This window comes from Pseudomonas sp. WS 5059, from assembly GCF_012985525.1.
Lineage (GTDB): Bacteria > Pseudomonadota > Gammaproteobacteria > Pseudomonadales > Pseudomonadaceae > Aquipseudomonas.
Genome location: NZ_JAAQWO010000005.1, coordinates 525,585 through 539,515 on the forward strand (window position 1 = coordinate 525,585; position 13,931 = coordinate 539,515).

Annotated in this window: 13 protein-coding genes; 4 read left to right on the forward strand and 9 right to left on the reverse strand. The window is 63.5% G+C overall.

Annotated features, from left to right (window positions below; translation table 11 throughout):
- Window positions 1-56: 56 nt before the first annotated feature.
- From ppnP to HBO12_RS17810, 8 genes are all read right to left on the reverse strand, one after another.
- Entirely contained in the window at window positions 57-341 is a 285-nt protein-coding gene (gene ppnP / locus HBO12_RS17775) for a pyrimidine/purine nucleoside phosphorylase (RefSeq protein ID WP_169952573.1), read from the reverse strand.
- 48 nt (window positions 342-389) lie between these two features.
- Window positions 390-932 carry a 3'-5' exonuclease gene (locus HBO12_RS17780; protein ID WP_169952571.1) on the reverse strand — a complete coding sequence of 181 codons (543 nt, stop codon included), beginning with the start codon at window positions 930-932 and terminating at the stop codon, window positions 390-392.
- A gap of 70 nt (window positions 933-1,002) precedes the next feature.
- Window positions 1,003-2,937: an acetyl/propionyl/methylcrotonyl-CoA carboxylase subunit alpha gene (locus tag HBO12_RS17785; protein ID WP_170042828.1), complete on the reverse strand. Its 1,935-nt coding sequence runs from the start codon at window positions 2,935-2,937 to the stop codon at window positions 1,003-1,005.
- Between the two features lie 148 nt (window positions 2,938-3,085).
- On the reverse strand, window positions 3,086-3,868 hold the full coding sequence (locus tag HBO12_RS17790) for an enoyl-CoA hydratase-related protein (RefSeq protein WP_170042829.1): 783 nt from the start codon (window positions 3,866-3,868) through the stop codon (window positions 3,086-3,088).
- Window positions 3,865-5,022, reverse strand: coding sequence for a citronellyl-CoA dehydrogenase (gene atuD / locus HBO12_RS17795; RefSeq protein WP_170042830.1), 1,158 nt, complete (start codon window positions 5,020-5,022; stop codon window positions 3,865-3,867). Before atuD ends, HBO12_RS17790 begins: the two co-directional genes overlap by 4 nt.
- 20 nt (window positions 5,023-5,042) lie before the next feature.
- Entirely contained in the window at window positions 5,043-6,659 is a 1,617-nt protein-coding gene (gene atuC / locus HBO12_RS17800; RefSeq protein WP_170042831.1) for a geranyl-CoA carboxylase subunit beta, read from the reverse strand.
- A 3-nt stretch (window positions 6,660-6,662) separates the two neighbouring features.
- The gene (locus tag HBO12_RS17805) at window positions 6,663-7,535 is read right to left on the reverse strand and encodes an SDR family oxidoreductase (RefSeq protein WP_170042832.1); all 873 of its coding nucleotides are present in this window, start codon (window positions 7,533-7,535) and stop codon (window positions 6,663-6,665) included.
- A gap of 12 nt (window positions 7,536-7,547) precedes the next feature.
- Window positions 7,548-9,326 carry an acyclic terpene utilization AtuA family protein gene (locus HBO12_RS17810; protein WP_170042833.1) on the reverse strand — a complete coding sequence of 593 codons (1,779 nt, stop codon included), beginning with the start codon at window positions 9,324-9,326 and terminating at the stop codon, window positions 7,548-7,550.
- Between the two features lie 157 nt (window positions 9,327-9,483).
- Between HBO12_RS17810 and HBO12_RS17815 the strand changes: the two genes are divergently transcribed.
- From HBO12_RS17815 to HBO12_RS17825, 3 genes are all read left to right on the forward strand, one after another.
- The gene (locus HBO12_RS17815; protein ID WP_169952556.1) at window positions 9,484-10,107 is read left to right on the forward strand and encodes a TetR/AcrR family transcriptional regulator; all 624 of its coding nucleotides are present in this window, start codon (window positions 9,484-9,486) and stop codon (window positions 10,105-10,107) included.
- A gap of 97 nt (window positions 10,108-10,204) precedes the next feature.
- Window positions 10,205-11,002 carry a substrate-binding periplasmic protein gene (locus tag HBO12_RS17820; protein WP_170042834.1) on the forward strand — a complete coding sequence of 266 codons (798 nt, stop codon included), beginning with the start codon at window positions 10,205-10,207 and terminating at the stop codon, window positions 11,000-11,002.
- Between the two features lie 81 nt (window positions 11,003-11,083).
- A complete protein-coding gene (locus tag HBO12_RS17825) occupies window positions 11,084-12,097 on the forward strand; it encodes a GNAT family N-acetyltransferase (protein ID WP_170042835.1) in 1,014 nt (337 codons plus the stop codon).
- A 177-nt stretch (window positions 12,098-12,274) separates the two neighbouring features.
- On the opposite strand, the gene HBO12_RS17830 is transcribed toward HBO12_RS17825, so the two are convergent.
- Entirely contained in the window at window positions 12,275-12,826 is a 552-nt protein-coding gene (locus HBO12_RS17830) for an RNA polymerase factor sigma-70 (RefSeq protein ID WP_029298131.1), read from the reverse strand.
- A gap of 312 nt (window positions 12,827-13,138) precedes the next feature.
- Between HBO12_RS17830 and HBO12_RS17835 the strand changes: the two genes are divergently transcribed.
- A complete protein-coding gene (locus HBO12_RS17835) occupies window positions 13,139-13,897 on the forward strand; it encodes a thioesterase II family protein (RefSeq protein ID WP_169952550.1) in 759 nt (252 codons plus the stop codon).
- Window positions 13,898-13,931 lie beyond the last annotated feature (34 nt).

The window sequence follows — 13,931 nt, forward strand, 5'->3', positions numbered from 1 at the left end:
CCCATGAAAAATGCCCGTCTCAGCGAGACGGGCATTTTTTTGTGCGCGGGAAAGGCTTAGCCGCGGTATTCGCACAGGTAGGCGGTGTCTACAGCCACCTTGAGCTGGAACTTGCTGTCGGCAGGCACATTGAACTGGCTGCCGGCGGCGAAGGTTTCCCAGCTGTCGCTGCCTGGTAGCTTGACGGTCAGCGCGCCCGAGACCACGTGCATGATTTCACGCTGGGCGGTGCCGAACTCGTATTCACCCGGGGCCATGACGCCGATGGTCGCCGGACCTTCAGGGGTGCCGAAGGCGATCGACTTGACGGTGCCGTCGAAGTACTCATTGACTTTGAACATGGGTGAATCCTCGAAAAAAGGGGCAAGAAAGGTCGGCCAGTATGCCTTCTACACGGGCAAAATCAACGGCAGCAAACGCGCCGTATTGCGCGCATCTTCCAGTGCCCGGTGTTGCTGGCCGTTGAACTGCATGCCCGCCAGTTGCAGGGCGCCATTGAGCCCCAATGGCTTGTCCAGGCGCCGGGCCTTGGCGAAGCGTTGCTTGAGGTTCACATGGGGCGTCTGGGCCAGCACGCTGGCCAGGCCATGGCGCTGCCACTCCAGTTCCAGTTGCTGGCGATCATAGTCGCCCCAACTGGCCCAGCTTTCCAGGCGCGGATGATGCTGGCCCAGCCAGCGCTCAAACAGTGGCCAGACCTCGGTCAAGGGCGCCGCGCTGTCGATATTGGCCTGGCTGATGTGCGTCAACTGGCGGCAGAAGGGTGTCAACAACGGCCGGCGCAAGGGCCGCACGAAGCGCTGGAAATGGTCCAGCTCGCGGCCCTGGCGGTTGACCAGGCTCACGCCGATCTCGATGATTTCCATCTCCGACACGGGCCAGCCGCCGTCATCCGTTGTGGCTTCAAGATCAATAATCAGCCAATCAGGCATCGCAGGTTCCCGTACTCATCCCTTTCTGATGGGGATAGAGCGTAGCCAAGCCTGGTAGTTCCGCCCAGGGCTACTCGATCTGCAGCAATACCTGGCGATTACGCACTTGATCGCCGGCGGTGACTGCAATGGCCTTGACCACCCCATCGATCCCTGCCTTGAGCGGGTGCTCCATTTTCATCGCTTCAAGCACCAGCAACAGTTGGCCCTTGCTCACCACATCCCCCTCCTGCACCTGCAGCAGGGTGATGGCACCGTCCATCGGCGCCTTGACCGTGCCGCTGCTGGCGGCCGCTTCCCGACTGGCCACGGTTTGCGTCTGGTTGCTCACGCACAGGCTGTGACCTGAGTACAACAGCCAGAGCTGGGAGCCTTGCAGGTGATAGGCAAGCCGCCGCCGGATGCCGTTGATGACCAGGCTGGCCCAGCGCCCGTCGCTGCCCTTGATGTGGATATCGACAGCGCCGACTTGCACGTGATCCTGCGCCAATACCCGCACGCTGACCTCATGACGCTGCTCATCAACACCCAGGCGATAGGTCCAGGGCACGCTGGCATTGTTGCGCCAGCCCGCCAGGGCAGGGTGATGCGCTGCCGCGCTGTGCCGATAGAACAGTGCGGCGGCCACTGCCAGTTGTTCGTCGCTGATGGCGGGGCGGGCAATGTCGCTGAAGTGTTCGGCGATGAACCCGGTGCTGAAATCCGCCGCGACAAACTGCGGGTGCTCGAGCAAGTCCACCAGTAAGCGCTGATTGCTGGCAATCCCCAGCAGCACGCAGTCCTGCACCGCGCGCAGCAGCTTGCGCCGCGCCTCTTCGCGGGTGGCGCCGTGGGCGATGATCTTGCCCAGCATCGGGTCATAAAACGGGCTGATGCGCTGTGAGGCCAGCAAGCCATGATCGACCCGCACCCCGGCCGCCGGCTCCCAGCGCAGCACCTCGCCGGTTTGTGGCAGGAAACCCTGGGCCGGGTCCTCGGCGTACAGGCGCACCTCCATGGCGTGCCCGCTCAGCGTCACTTGCTCCTGGCGCAAGGGCAGGGGCTGGCCGGCGGCGATTTGCAGTTGCCAGTCCACCAGGTCCAGGCCGGTGATCAGTTCGGTGACCGGGTGTTCCACCTGCAGGCGGGTGTTCATCTCCAGGAAATAGAAGCGTCCGTCCCGGTCCAGCAGGAACTCCACGGTGCCGGCGCCGACATACTCCACGGCGCGCCCGGCCTTGAGCGCCGCTTCGCCCATGGCCTGGCGCAGCTCGCTGGTCATGACCGGGCAGGGCGCTTCTTCGATGACCTTCTGATGGCGGCGCTGCACCGAACAATCACGCTCGCCCAGGTAGATCAGGTTGCCGTGGGTGTCGCCGAACAGCTGGATTTCCACATGGCGCGGCGCGATCAGTGCCTGCTCCAGAATCAACTCGTCGCTGCCAAAGGCATTGAGGGCTTCGGAGCGTGCGGTGTGCAGTTGTTCGAGCAACTGCGCAGCCGTGTGCACCAGGCGCATGCCGCGTCCGCCGCCGCCGGCACTGGCCTTGATCATCAGTGGGTAACCGATGCGCTCGGCTTCGCTTTGCAGGGTGGCGTCGTCCTGCGCGCTGCCCTGGTAGCCGGCAATACACGGCACACCAGCGGCGAGCATGGCGATTTTCGACAGGCGCTTGCTGCCCATCAACTCGATGGCGTGGGCACTGGGCCCGATGAACACCAGGCCGGCGGCGAGGCAGGCCTTGGCGAACTCCGGGTTTTCCGAGAGAAAGCCATAGCCTGGATGCACCGCGTCCGCGCCGGTGAGGCGTGCGGCCTCGAGGATGGCCGGGATGTTCAGGTACGACTGCTGCACCGGGGCTGGGCCGATGTTCACGGCTTCGTCGGCCATGTGTACGTGCAGGGCGTCGGCGTCGGCCTCGCTATAGACCGCCACGGTGCGGTAGCCCAGGGCTTGGGCGGTGCGCTGGATCCGGCAGGCGATTTCGCCGCGGTTGGCGATCAGTATTTTATTGAAACTGGGCATTTTCGGTCCCTGTTTGATTGGTTGCGCAGGTGCGGGCTTGTGTGGGAGCTGGCTTGCCCGCGATTGCATCATCTCGGTATCCCTGACAGACCGAGGTGCCCGCATCGCAGGCAAGCCAGCTCCCACAGGGAATGTGGTGTTTTCAAGATCAACTCACCCACCTGGCCTTGCGCTTCTGAACAAACGCCCGCGTCCCCTCGATTCCTTCTTCCCCCGTCACTGCCTCAGCAAACCAATCGGCAGCCTGATCCAGCAGCAGTTCCAACGGTTGATCCAGGCTCTGGAGCAACAGCGCCTTGGTCTGCGCATTGGCGCGCGGTGCACAACGCAATACCTGCCCCAACACCTCATCCAGGCGCTGCGCCAACCCTTGGGGGTCATGCTCGACAAAATGCACCAGCCCCAGGCGCTGCGCCTCGACCCCGTCAAACCGCGCCGCAGTCAGCGCCAGGCGCCGGGCCTGGGTCAGGCCGATGCGGCGCACCACAAACGGCGCAATCTGCGCCGGCAGCACGCCCAAACTGGTTTCCGGCAAGCCGAACTGCGCCTGGTGATCGGCGATGGCGATGTCACTGACACACGCCAGGCCAAACCCACCGCCCAGCACCGCGCCCTGCAACACCACAATCACCACCTGCGGCAGGGCTTCGACTTCCTGCAACAGCGCGCCAAACACCCGGTTCAGATCACGCAAGCCTTCACGGCTGCCCGCGCCGCTCATGTCCTTGATATCGCCGCCTGCACAGAAGTGCCCGCCGGCGCCGCTGATCACCAATGCCCGCACCTGCTCGTCAGGCGCGACATCCGCCAGTACTGCGCGCAGTTCGCTGACCATCTGCACGCTCATGGCATTGCGGCTCTGCGGGCGGTTGAGGGTGATGTGCAGCACGCCGTTGTGCGGTTCCAGCACCAGGGTTTCACAGGCCTTCACGACTTTTTCCCCGGCAGCGTGCCCATCAGTTTGCAGATGATCCCCAGCATGATCTCGTCGGCGCCGCCACCAATCGAAACCAGCCGCACATCGCGATAGGCGCGGGCCACCGGGTTGTCCCACATAAAGCCCATGCCGCCCCAGTATTGCAGGCAGCTGTCGCTGACTTCGCGGCCCAGGCGCCCGGCCTTGAGCTTGGCCATCGAGGCCAGCCGCGTCACGTCCTGGCCCTTGATGTATTGCTCGGTGGCCTGGTAGACCAGCGCGCGCAGGCATTCGATCTCGGTGGACAGCTCGGCCAGGCGAAAGTGGATCACCTGGTTGTCGATCAGGGCCTTGCCGAAGGTCTGGCGTTCCTTGCAGTAGGCGATGGTGCTGTCGACGCAGGCCTCCAGGCCCTTGATCATATTGGCCGCGCCAAACAGCCGTTCCTCCTGAAATTGCAGCATTTGCATCATGAACCCCGCGCCTTCATGGCCGATGCGGTTGCGCTGGGGCACGCGCACATCATCGAAAAACACCTGGGCGGTTTCCGAGCTGTGCATGCCGAGTTTTTCCAGGGGCGGGCTGACGCTGATCCCGGGGGTGCTCATCGGCACCATGATCAGCGACTTGTTGATATGGGGCTTGCCGTCCGAGGTATTGGCCAGCAGGCAGATAAAGTCGGCGCTGGGGGAGTTGGTGATCCACATCTTGCTGCCGTTGATCACGTAGTCGTCGCCGTCCTTGCGGGCGTGAGTTTTCAAGCCGGCCACGTCGGAGCCGGCACCGGTTTCGGAGACGCCGATGCAGCCCACTTGTTCGCCGCTGATGGCCGGGCGCAGGAACTCATCGCGCAGCTCATCGGAGCCAAAACGTGCGAGGGCCGGGGTGCACATATCGGTCTGCACGCCGATGGACATGGGGATACCGCCACAGCGGATGGTGCCGAACTCTTCGGCGGCGACAATCGAGTAGCTGTAGTCCAGGCCCATGCCGCCGAACTTCTCAGGCTTGGAAATGCCCAGCAGGCCGAGGTCGCCGGCCTTGCGGAAAATCTCGTGGATGGGAAAGCGCCCGGCTTTTTCCCAGTCGTCGACGTGGGGGTTGATCTCGCGTTCGACAAAACCCCGTACGGTACGGCGCAGCTCTTCGTGTTCCTGGGTGAAGATCATTTTTATTGTTCTCCTGATCGTTAAAAGCGCGCGGCGCCGAAGCTGTTGGGTTGCAATTGGCGCACCTGGGCTTGCTGGCAGATATCCAGCAGGTAGCCCAGCAGCGTGCGGGTGTCCCGCGGGTCAATCAGCCCGTCGTCCCACAGGTTGGCGCTGCCATACAGGGCCGTGGACTGGCTATCGAGTTTCTGCGCGGTGACCTGTTCGAGCATGTCGAGCACCTTGGGGTCGGGCACCAGGCCGTCTTTCAACTGCTTGGCCTCGGTGACAATGCGCAGCACCTTGCCGGCCTGGGCGCCGCCCATCACGGCGGTGCGGCTGTTGGGCCAGGCGAAGATAAAGCGTGGGTCCAGGCCACGGCCGCACATCGCATAGTTGCCGGCGCCGTAGGAACCGCCGACCACCACCGTGAGCTTGGGCACGCGGGCATTGGCCACCGCCTGGATCATCTTCGCGCCGTGCTTGATCACGCCTTGCTGTTCGGATTCGGTGCCCACCATAAACCCGGTGGTGTTGTGGAAAAACAGCAGCGGCGTCTGGCTCTGGTCGCACAGCTGGATAAATTGCGCGGCCTTGCTCGCGCCCTTGGGCGTGATCGGGCCGTTGTTGCCGATAAACCCGCAGGCCCGGCCCTGGATCTGCAAGTGGCCGCAGACGGTGTGGGCATCGAACTCGCCCTTGAATTCCAGGAAGTTGGAGGCGTCGGCGATACGCGCGATGATTTCCCGTACGTCGTAGGGTTTTTTCGGGTCCTCGGGGATCAAGCCCAGCAGTTCCTCAATCGCATACAGCGGCTCGGCATAGGCCCGCGCCGGCTGGGGCGGCAGCCGGTCGTCCCAGGGCAGCAGGCTGACAATCTCGCGCACGATACGCACCCCATCGGCGTCGTTTTGTGCCAGGTATTCGGCGGTGCCGGCGGTTTGCGCATGCATCTGGGCGCCGCCCAGTTCCTCGTCGGTGGCCACTTCGCCGGTGGCGGCCTTGAGCAGCGGCGGGCCGGCCAGGAACAGCTTGGCCTTGCCGCGCACCACCACCACGTAATCCGAAAGCCCCGGCTGATAGGCCCCGCCGGCCGTAGCCGAGCCGTGCACCACGGTGATCTGCGGCAGGCCCATGGCCGACATCCGCGCCTGGTTGGCAAAGCTGCGCGCGCCTTCGACGAAAATCTCCGCTGCGTAATTCAGGTTGGCGCCGCCGCTTTCGGCCAGGGTCACCACCGGCAGTTTGTTCTCCATGGCGATCTGTTGCAGGCGCAGGGATTTCTTCAGGCCGCTGGGGGAGATCGTCCCGCCCTTGATTGCGCTGTTATTGGCCACCACCAGCAGGCGCACGCCGCTGACATAACCGATACCGGCAATCAGCCCACCACCGGCGGCGCTGCCGTCCTTGTCGTCGTGCAGCTTATAGCCGGCCAGGCTCGCCAGTTCGAGGAAGGGCGCGCCGGGGTCGAGCAACAGGTTGAGGCGCTCACGGGGCAGCAGTTGACCGCGCTTGTCGAACTTGCCCTTGGCCTCGGCGGCCTTGTCCAACAGGTTCTGTTCCAGTTGGCGCAGGTGGTTGATGGCGCTGAGCATGGCCTCGCGGTTCTGGGCGAACTGCGGGCTGTGGGTGTCGAGTTGGGAGTCGATGACCGGCATGGTTTATTGGCCCTCCTTGAGCACATCCGGCAGGTAGGCGCGGTGAAAACCATTGAACGACGGGCTCGGCGGCTGGGCCTTGTGCAGCGGCCAGGCGCGGCTGCCGAGGCTGGCCGCACCGTCGATGCGCAGCGTGCTGCCGCTGACGAACGCTGCGGCGGGGCTGAGCAAAAACACAATCGCCGCGCTGACTTCCGATTCGGTGCCAATGCGCTTGAGTGGCACATGTTCGCGCAGGGTCGGGATCACTGCCTTGAATGCGCCTTCGTAGGTGTCCATGCCGCTGGAGGCGATCCAGCCCGGCGCCACTGCGTTGACCCGCACCCCGGCGTAACCCCACTCGAACGCGGCGGTCTTGGTGAAGTTGTCCATCCCCGCGCGCGCCGCGCCCGAGTGGCCCATGCCGGGCATGCCGCCCCACATGTCGGCGAGCATGTTGACGATGGCACCGCCGTGTTTGCTCATCGACTGATTGAACACTTCCCGCGCCATCAGGAAACCGCCCACCAGATTGGTGCGCAACACGGTTTCAAAACCTTTTTGATTGATCGACGCCAGGGGCGAGGGGTATTGGCCGCCCGCATTGTTCACCAGGCCGTGGATCGGCCCGTGCGCTTCGATGACCTGGCTGACCAGTGCCTTCACTGCCTCTTCATCGCGAATATCACAGGCCTGCCAACTGGCGCGGCCACCGTCCTCGCTGATTTCCTGGGTGACCTGTTGCAGTTTTTCCGGCTTGCGCCCCACCAGCACCACATGGGCGCCGAGTGCCGCCAGCTCATGGGCGGTGCAACGGCCAATCCCGCTGCCGCCGCCGGTGACGATAATGGTTTGCCCCTGGAACAGGTCGGCTTTGAAGATCGAGTCGAAGGCCACGGCAGGAGTTCCTTAGGTGAGTTGATCGGCGAGGTGACGGGGCACGGCAATCGGGATTTCCAGCAGTTGCTGGGCGAAGGCCTTGCCTTGCGGGTCGATGCGCAGGCTGGCGATACCGCCGCCGCCCAGGGCGTTTTCGAGGAGGAAGTTGAGGCTGTGGCTGCCGGGCAGGTACCAGCGCTCGACGCGCCCGTGCAGCGGGTCGAGGACATGGCTCATCCAGTCGACGATCACCTCCGGGGTCAATGCTTCGGCGATCCACGGCAGGTATTCGGGCCGCCGCGCAATCACGCCAATATTGCTGTGATTGCCCTTGTCACCGGAGCGCGCCACGGCCAGTTTGACCAGGGGCACGCTGGCATCGGCGCGGCCTTCGGGCTTGGGCGGGTCGAGGGGCGCGTGGGGCGTACCCAGGGCCGCGCTGGCAGGCAGTTCGCAGGGGTGGGACTGGCCCTGGAAGTCGACGCTCAGACGGCACGCGCTCTTGTCGATCAGGAATGAAAACAGGCGGATCAGTGGGTACACCGTGGGCCTGCCGCCGACAATGCCGGTCAGGCCCGGCGCCATGCCGGTGGCTGCCTGGGCGATTTCCCGGGCGAACAGCACCAGCGCCTGTTTGCTGGGGTGGCGCACCGCCAGCTTGAGCACCACTTCGCGGCAGTCCTGGCGCCGGGCGTGGGCGCCGTAGGTGGCTTCGCTGCCGAGCAATTCAATGTTGACCTCGCTGTAGGGCGCCCAGCCGCGTTGGCTGAACAGCTGCGAGGTCTTGTTGATGATTGCCTGGCTGACCCGCTCGGCCTTGGCCACCGCATCGATGCCGGCCAGCAGGCAACTTGCGGTGCAGCGAAAACCGTCGGGGTAGGTGGCGCTGACTTTGTACTGGTCGGTGGGTGCCAGGCCCTTGGCGCCGCGCAGGCGCACGCGGTTTTCGCCTTGTTGCTCCAGGGTGACCTGGCTGAAGTCGCAGATCACATCCGGCAGCAGATAGGCGCGCGGGTCGCCGATTTCATACAGCAGTTGTTCGGCGACGCTCAGTTGGCTGATCAGGCCGCCTGTGCCCGGCACTTTGCTGACGGTGAACTGGCCGTCGGCGCTGACTTCGACAATCGGAAAACCGATGTGCTCGTAGTCCGGCACCTGGCGCCAATCGGTGAAGTTGCCGCCGGTGCACTGCGCGCCACATTCAATGATATGCCCGGCCAGCGCGGCCTGGGCCAGGTGGTCGTAGTCCTGCCACGCCCAGTTGAATTCATGCACCAGGGCCGCACTGACCACCGCGCTGTCCACCACGCGCCCGGTGATGACGATATCGGCGCCCAGTTGCAGGGCCTGGACGATGCCCGGCGCGCCGAGGTAGGCGTTGGTCGACACGCACATCGCCGGCAACGGCGCGCCGCTGAACATATCCTCGATGCCCTGCAGTTGCTTGAACTGCGGTTGCAGGTCGTCGCCCAGCACCACGGCGATTTTCAGCGGCACCCGGGCCTGGTCGCAGGCGGCCTGCAAGGCGGCGGCGCTGGCCTGGGGGTGGATGCCACCGGCGTTGCTGATCACCCGGATGCCCTGGCGCTGGATATCGCCGAGCAAGGGCGCCAGCACTTCGATGAAATCCGTGGCGTAGCCGGCCTGGGGGTCTTTGATCCGCGCCCCGGCGAGGATCGACATCGTCACTTCCGCCAGGTAGTCGAATACCAGGTAGTCCAGCGCGCCGCCTTGCACCAACTGCGCGGCGGCGGTGCTGGTGTCGCCCCAGAATGCACTGGCGCAGCCGATACGAACGGTCTTGTCCATGGGAAGTCCTTCTCTGGAAAATCGCTGGGTCGAGACTACCAAGCAAGCGCTTGGTTTGTAAACTGGGAGCACAACTTCTGCCCAAGCGCTTGCTTGGGTGGCTGTCACGGCCTAAATTGCCGGCCATGACGCAATCAAAGTAGTTGAGGAGAGCAGCATGGACGAGCAAAAAGCCCTGGAGGTAATGCGCAGCATGGTGGATGGCGGGCAACTGACCGACCCCGACAGCGCCCGGGGCAAGCTGCTGCAGACCGCGGCTCACCTGTTTCGCAACAAGGGTTTTGAACGCACCACCGTGCGTGACCTGGCCAGTGCGGTGGGGATCCAGTCCGGCAGCATCTTTCACCACTTCAAGAGCAAGGACGAAATCCTGCGGGCGGTGATGGAGGAAACCATCCACTACAACACCGCGATGATGCGCGCCTCCCTGGCCCAAGCGAGCAATGTGCGCGAGCGGGTGCTGGCGCTGATTCGCTGCGAGTTGCAGTCGATCATGGGGGGCAGCGGCGAAGCCATGGCGGTGCTGGTGTACGAATGGCGTTCGCTGTCGGCAGAAGGGCAGGCCCAGGTGCTGGCGTTGCGCGATGTCTACGAAGACATCTGGCTGCAAGTGCTGGGCGAGGCCAAGCAGGCGGGTTATATCAAGGGCGACGTGTTTATCACCCGGCGTTTCCTGACCGGGGCGTTGTCCTGGACCACGACCTGGTTCCGCGCCCAGGGCAGCATGACCCTCGAACAATTGGCCGACGAGGCGTTGCTGCTGGTGCTCAAGGCTGATTAGGCGGGGAGCGCAGGTCATTAATTGTCGGGTAGAAAGTTGTCTCTACAGACAAAAACGCCTAGCTTAGCGAGATTCAGATTTGAACGGTGCGTGCCTGATGTTTTCGCCATGGCGGCTGGCTGCAGGACTTACAGTGTTGGCGATGGGCACTTTGTGGCAAACGCAGGTTTGGGCGGCCCAATTGGTACGGATCGGTGCCGCGCATTTTCCGCCGTATACCGTGCGCCCGGAGCAGGGTGCCGACACCGGGTTGCTGCCGCAACTGCTGGAGGCACTGAACCGTGCGCAGAGCGACTACCAGTTTGTGCTGGTACCCACTTCCATCCCCCGGCGCTTTCGTGATTTCGAGCAGGGTCGGGTCGACATGGCCATCTTCGAGAACCCGCAGTGGGGATGGCAGGATATTGCCCATACCAGCGTTGACATGGGCCTGGAGGACGCCGAGATTTTCGTCGCCCAGCGCCAGTCTGGTCGCGACCAGGCGTATTTCGCCGACCTCAAGGGCAAGCGCCTGGCGGTGTTCAGCGGTTATCACTACGCCTTTGCCAACTTCAACCCCGACCCCAAGGCCATGGCCGCGCAGTTCAACGCCACGTTGACCTATTCCCATGACAGCAACTTGCTGATGGTCACCCGTGGCCGCGCGGATATCGCCCTAGTGACGCGCTCCTACCTCAGCGACTTCATGGTGCGCAATGTCGACACCGCCGGGCAGTTCCTGGTGTCGGAGCGCATTGATCAGGTCTATCACCACTACGCATTGCTGCGGCCCAAGGCGGCGATCAGCGGCCCGGCGTTTGCCGCGTTGCTCAAGGGCCTGCGCGACAGCGGCGAACTGGTGAAGATCTTTGAACCGTACCGCATCGATGTGCTGCCGGTGGCTGACGCGCCCTGATCGCGACACCTGCGTCTTAAATTTTTGCGGCTGGTTCACGTCACTTCGTCTAACTGTCGACGATTACCGTGAGCCCCTTCCATGCCCAATCTCCAAGATTTGTCAGCCCTGCCACTGCCGGCAGGGCCCGCCCTGAACGCAGATGAAAGCGATAGCCGCCTGACCCTGACCCTTGCAGGCCAGCCCTTGGCGCGCCTGCGTTTGGAGCGCGGCGACGCGTTGCATCTGCATTTGCAAAACCCCGCTGAGGTGCCGTCGGTACAGGCCGTGTGGGCCGCGTGTTACTGGCTGTTTGCACGGGAGCCTGGGCGCCAGCAACTCTTCTGGCACCTCGAACACGCCCCGGATGAGGCCCTGCGCAGCGGCCTGCTGTTGGCCACGGACGTGGCGGGGCAGTTGCGTTGCGAGCGCACGCTGTTCTGGCAATTGCCACAGCCCTGGCTGGGCCAGCCGTCGAGCGGTGCCTATCCACAGCAGATGATCTTCAGCACGGGCAAGCGCCACCCGCTGCGTGCGCCCAAGCCGCAGGGTGAAGTCTACCGACGTTTTGACGCACGCCTGGGCGCGTGGATCTCACTGCGCACGCTGGAGATCGATGTGGACCTGGCTCGCTTCAATCGCTGGCAGAACAGCGCGCGGGTCGCCAACTTCTGGCAGGAAAGCGGCAGCCTGGAGCAACACCGGGACTATCTGCACAAGCTTGCCGCCGACCCGCATACCCTGACCCTGATCGGCTGTTTCGACGATGAGCCCTTTGCCTATTTCGAGGCGTATTGGGCCAAGGAAGATCGCATCGCGCCGTTCTATGACGTAGACGACTACGACCGCGGTATCCACATGCTGGTGGGTGAGGAGCATCATCGCGGGCCGCACAAGGTTGCCAGTTGGCTGTCGGCGCTGGTGCACTACCTGTTTCTCGACGACCCGCGCACCCAGCGCGTGGTAGCCGAGCCCAGGGCCGACAATGGGAAGATGATCGGGCATATGCAGAACCAGTGCTTCCACTGCGAGAAGGAATTCGATTTCCCCCACAAGCGCGCGGCGCTGATGATTCTGGGGCGGGAGCGGTTTTTTGAGCGGTGTGGGTTGGCCTGAGATCTTCGGGGCAATGAAGATCAAATGTGGGAGCGGGCTTGTCGGATCGCCGCATCGCCGCGAAGACGTCGGCCCAGCAAACATTGATGTTGCCTGACCCACTGCTTTCGCGGCGATGCGGCGATCCGACAAGCCCGCTCCCACTCAAGCTCACCCCTCATTGCACTTGCCCGGTGGTTAGACCCGTCGGGCAAAAGTATCGCTATGGGTTCCCGACACCTTGCGGCAGTGCACCAGCGCATCGCGGATCATAAAGTTGACCAGGGTCGGCGACACGCCCAGTTCCTTGGCAATGTCCTTCTGCGGCACGCCATGCAGGCGGTACATCTCGAACGCGTAGCGCGTGCGCTGGGGCAGTTCGGTCAGGGCGTCGGCGATGTTTTCCAGGGTGGAAAAATTGATGTGCGAGGTTTCCGGTGAAGCGCCATGAATAACCACATTCAAGCCTTCCTCTTCCGTCCCGGAATATTTCAGTTCCAGGGCCTGTTTACGGTAGTGGTCGATAGCCAGGTTGCGCACGATCTGGAACAGATAACTCAGCTGCGCCTTGAACGATGAGGTGATCTGCGGCGCCGATTGCAGTCTGAAGTAGGCGTCCTGCACTACGTCTTCGGCGCGGGAACGGCAGCCGGTAATGCGCGCCGCGATCTTGACCAGGATCAGCCGGTTATCGACAAACGCCTGGAGTAACGGTGAATCGCACCTGCTTGTGGATACTTGTTCCGTCATGGAAATCACCTTGCTGCAAATGAGGTTAGTGGAGGGCATCCCTGCTGAGGCCTCCTACACATCGGGCAACAAATTATTCTTAATGATAATGATTGTCAAATGAGAAGTGGAACTAATCTTATACCGAAATGCAAACTGTGAGGTGCATCTCTTTGTGTGCGGGCCCCGGCCTGCAGACTAATTATTTTGCCGTGCCATCCGTTCTCATTGGTGACAGGCCAGCCAACACGCCGGCCATGGATTTGCACCCGGAGGACGACGACATGCGTTTGTATCGCGAGAACCCAGCGTTCCAGGCAGGGGTGGTCTGAGATGAGCACGTCGACCCGTTTGCGCCTGTTTTGCCTGCCCTATTCGGGCGCCAGCGCCATGTTCTACAGCCGCTGGCGCCGGGCGTTGCCCGAGTGGTTGCAGGTGTGCCCGCTGGAGTTGCCAGGGCGTGGCATGCGCATGGACGAACCCTTGCAGCGCGATATCAAGGCGCTCGCCGCGCAATTGGCCGGCGAGATCAGCGCCGAACTCGATGGCCCCTATGCCTTGTTCGGCCACAGCCTCGGTGGCCTGCTGGCGTTCGAGCTGGCCCACGCCCTGCGCGAACGCGGCCTGCCTGCGCCGCTGGCGTTGTTTGCCTCGGCCACCGCCGGCCCGGCGCGCCGGGATGTCAGTGAATATGCCGAGGAAAAAGACGACACCCAACTGATCGAGCGCCTGCGCACGCTCAAGGGCACCCCCGAGGACGCCCTGGCCAACCGCGAGTTGATGCAGCTGACATTGCCGATCCTGCGCGCCGACTTCCTCTTGTGCGGCAGCTTCCAGTACGGCGAGCGCGAGCCGCTGTCGATGCCGATCCATGTATTTGGTGGCAAGCAGGACGACGTGCGCGCCGACGAATTGCTCGACTGGCAGGAAGACACTGCCAGCGGTTTCTCCCTGGACATGTTCGAGGGGCACCACTTCTTCCTGGTGCAGCAGCAAAGCTCGCTGCTGCGCTGCGTGCGGCGCTACGCCGACGAACATTTGACCCGCTGGCGCCATGGCGCTGCACGGCGGGCGGCCCTGGCGACCGGCTGAACACGCCGCCACACGCCCACGCCCTCTATCCCCG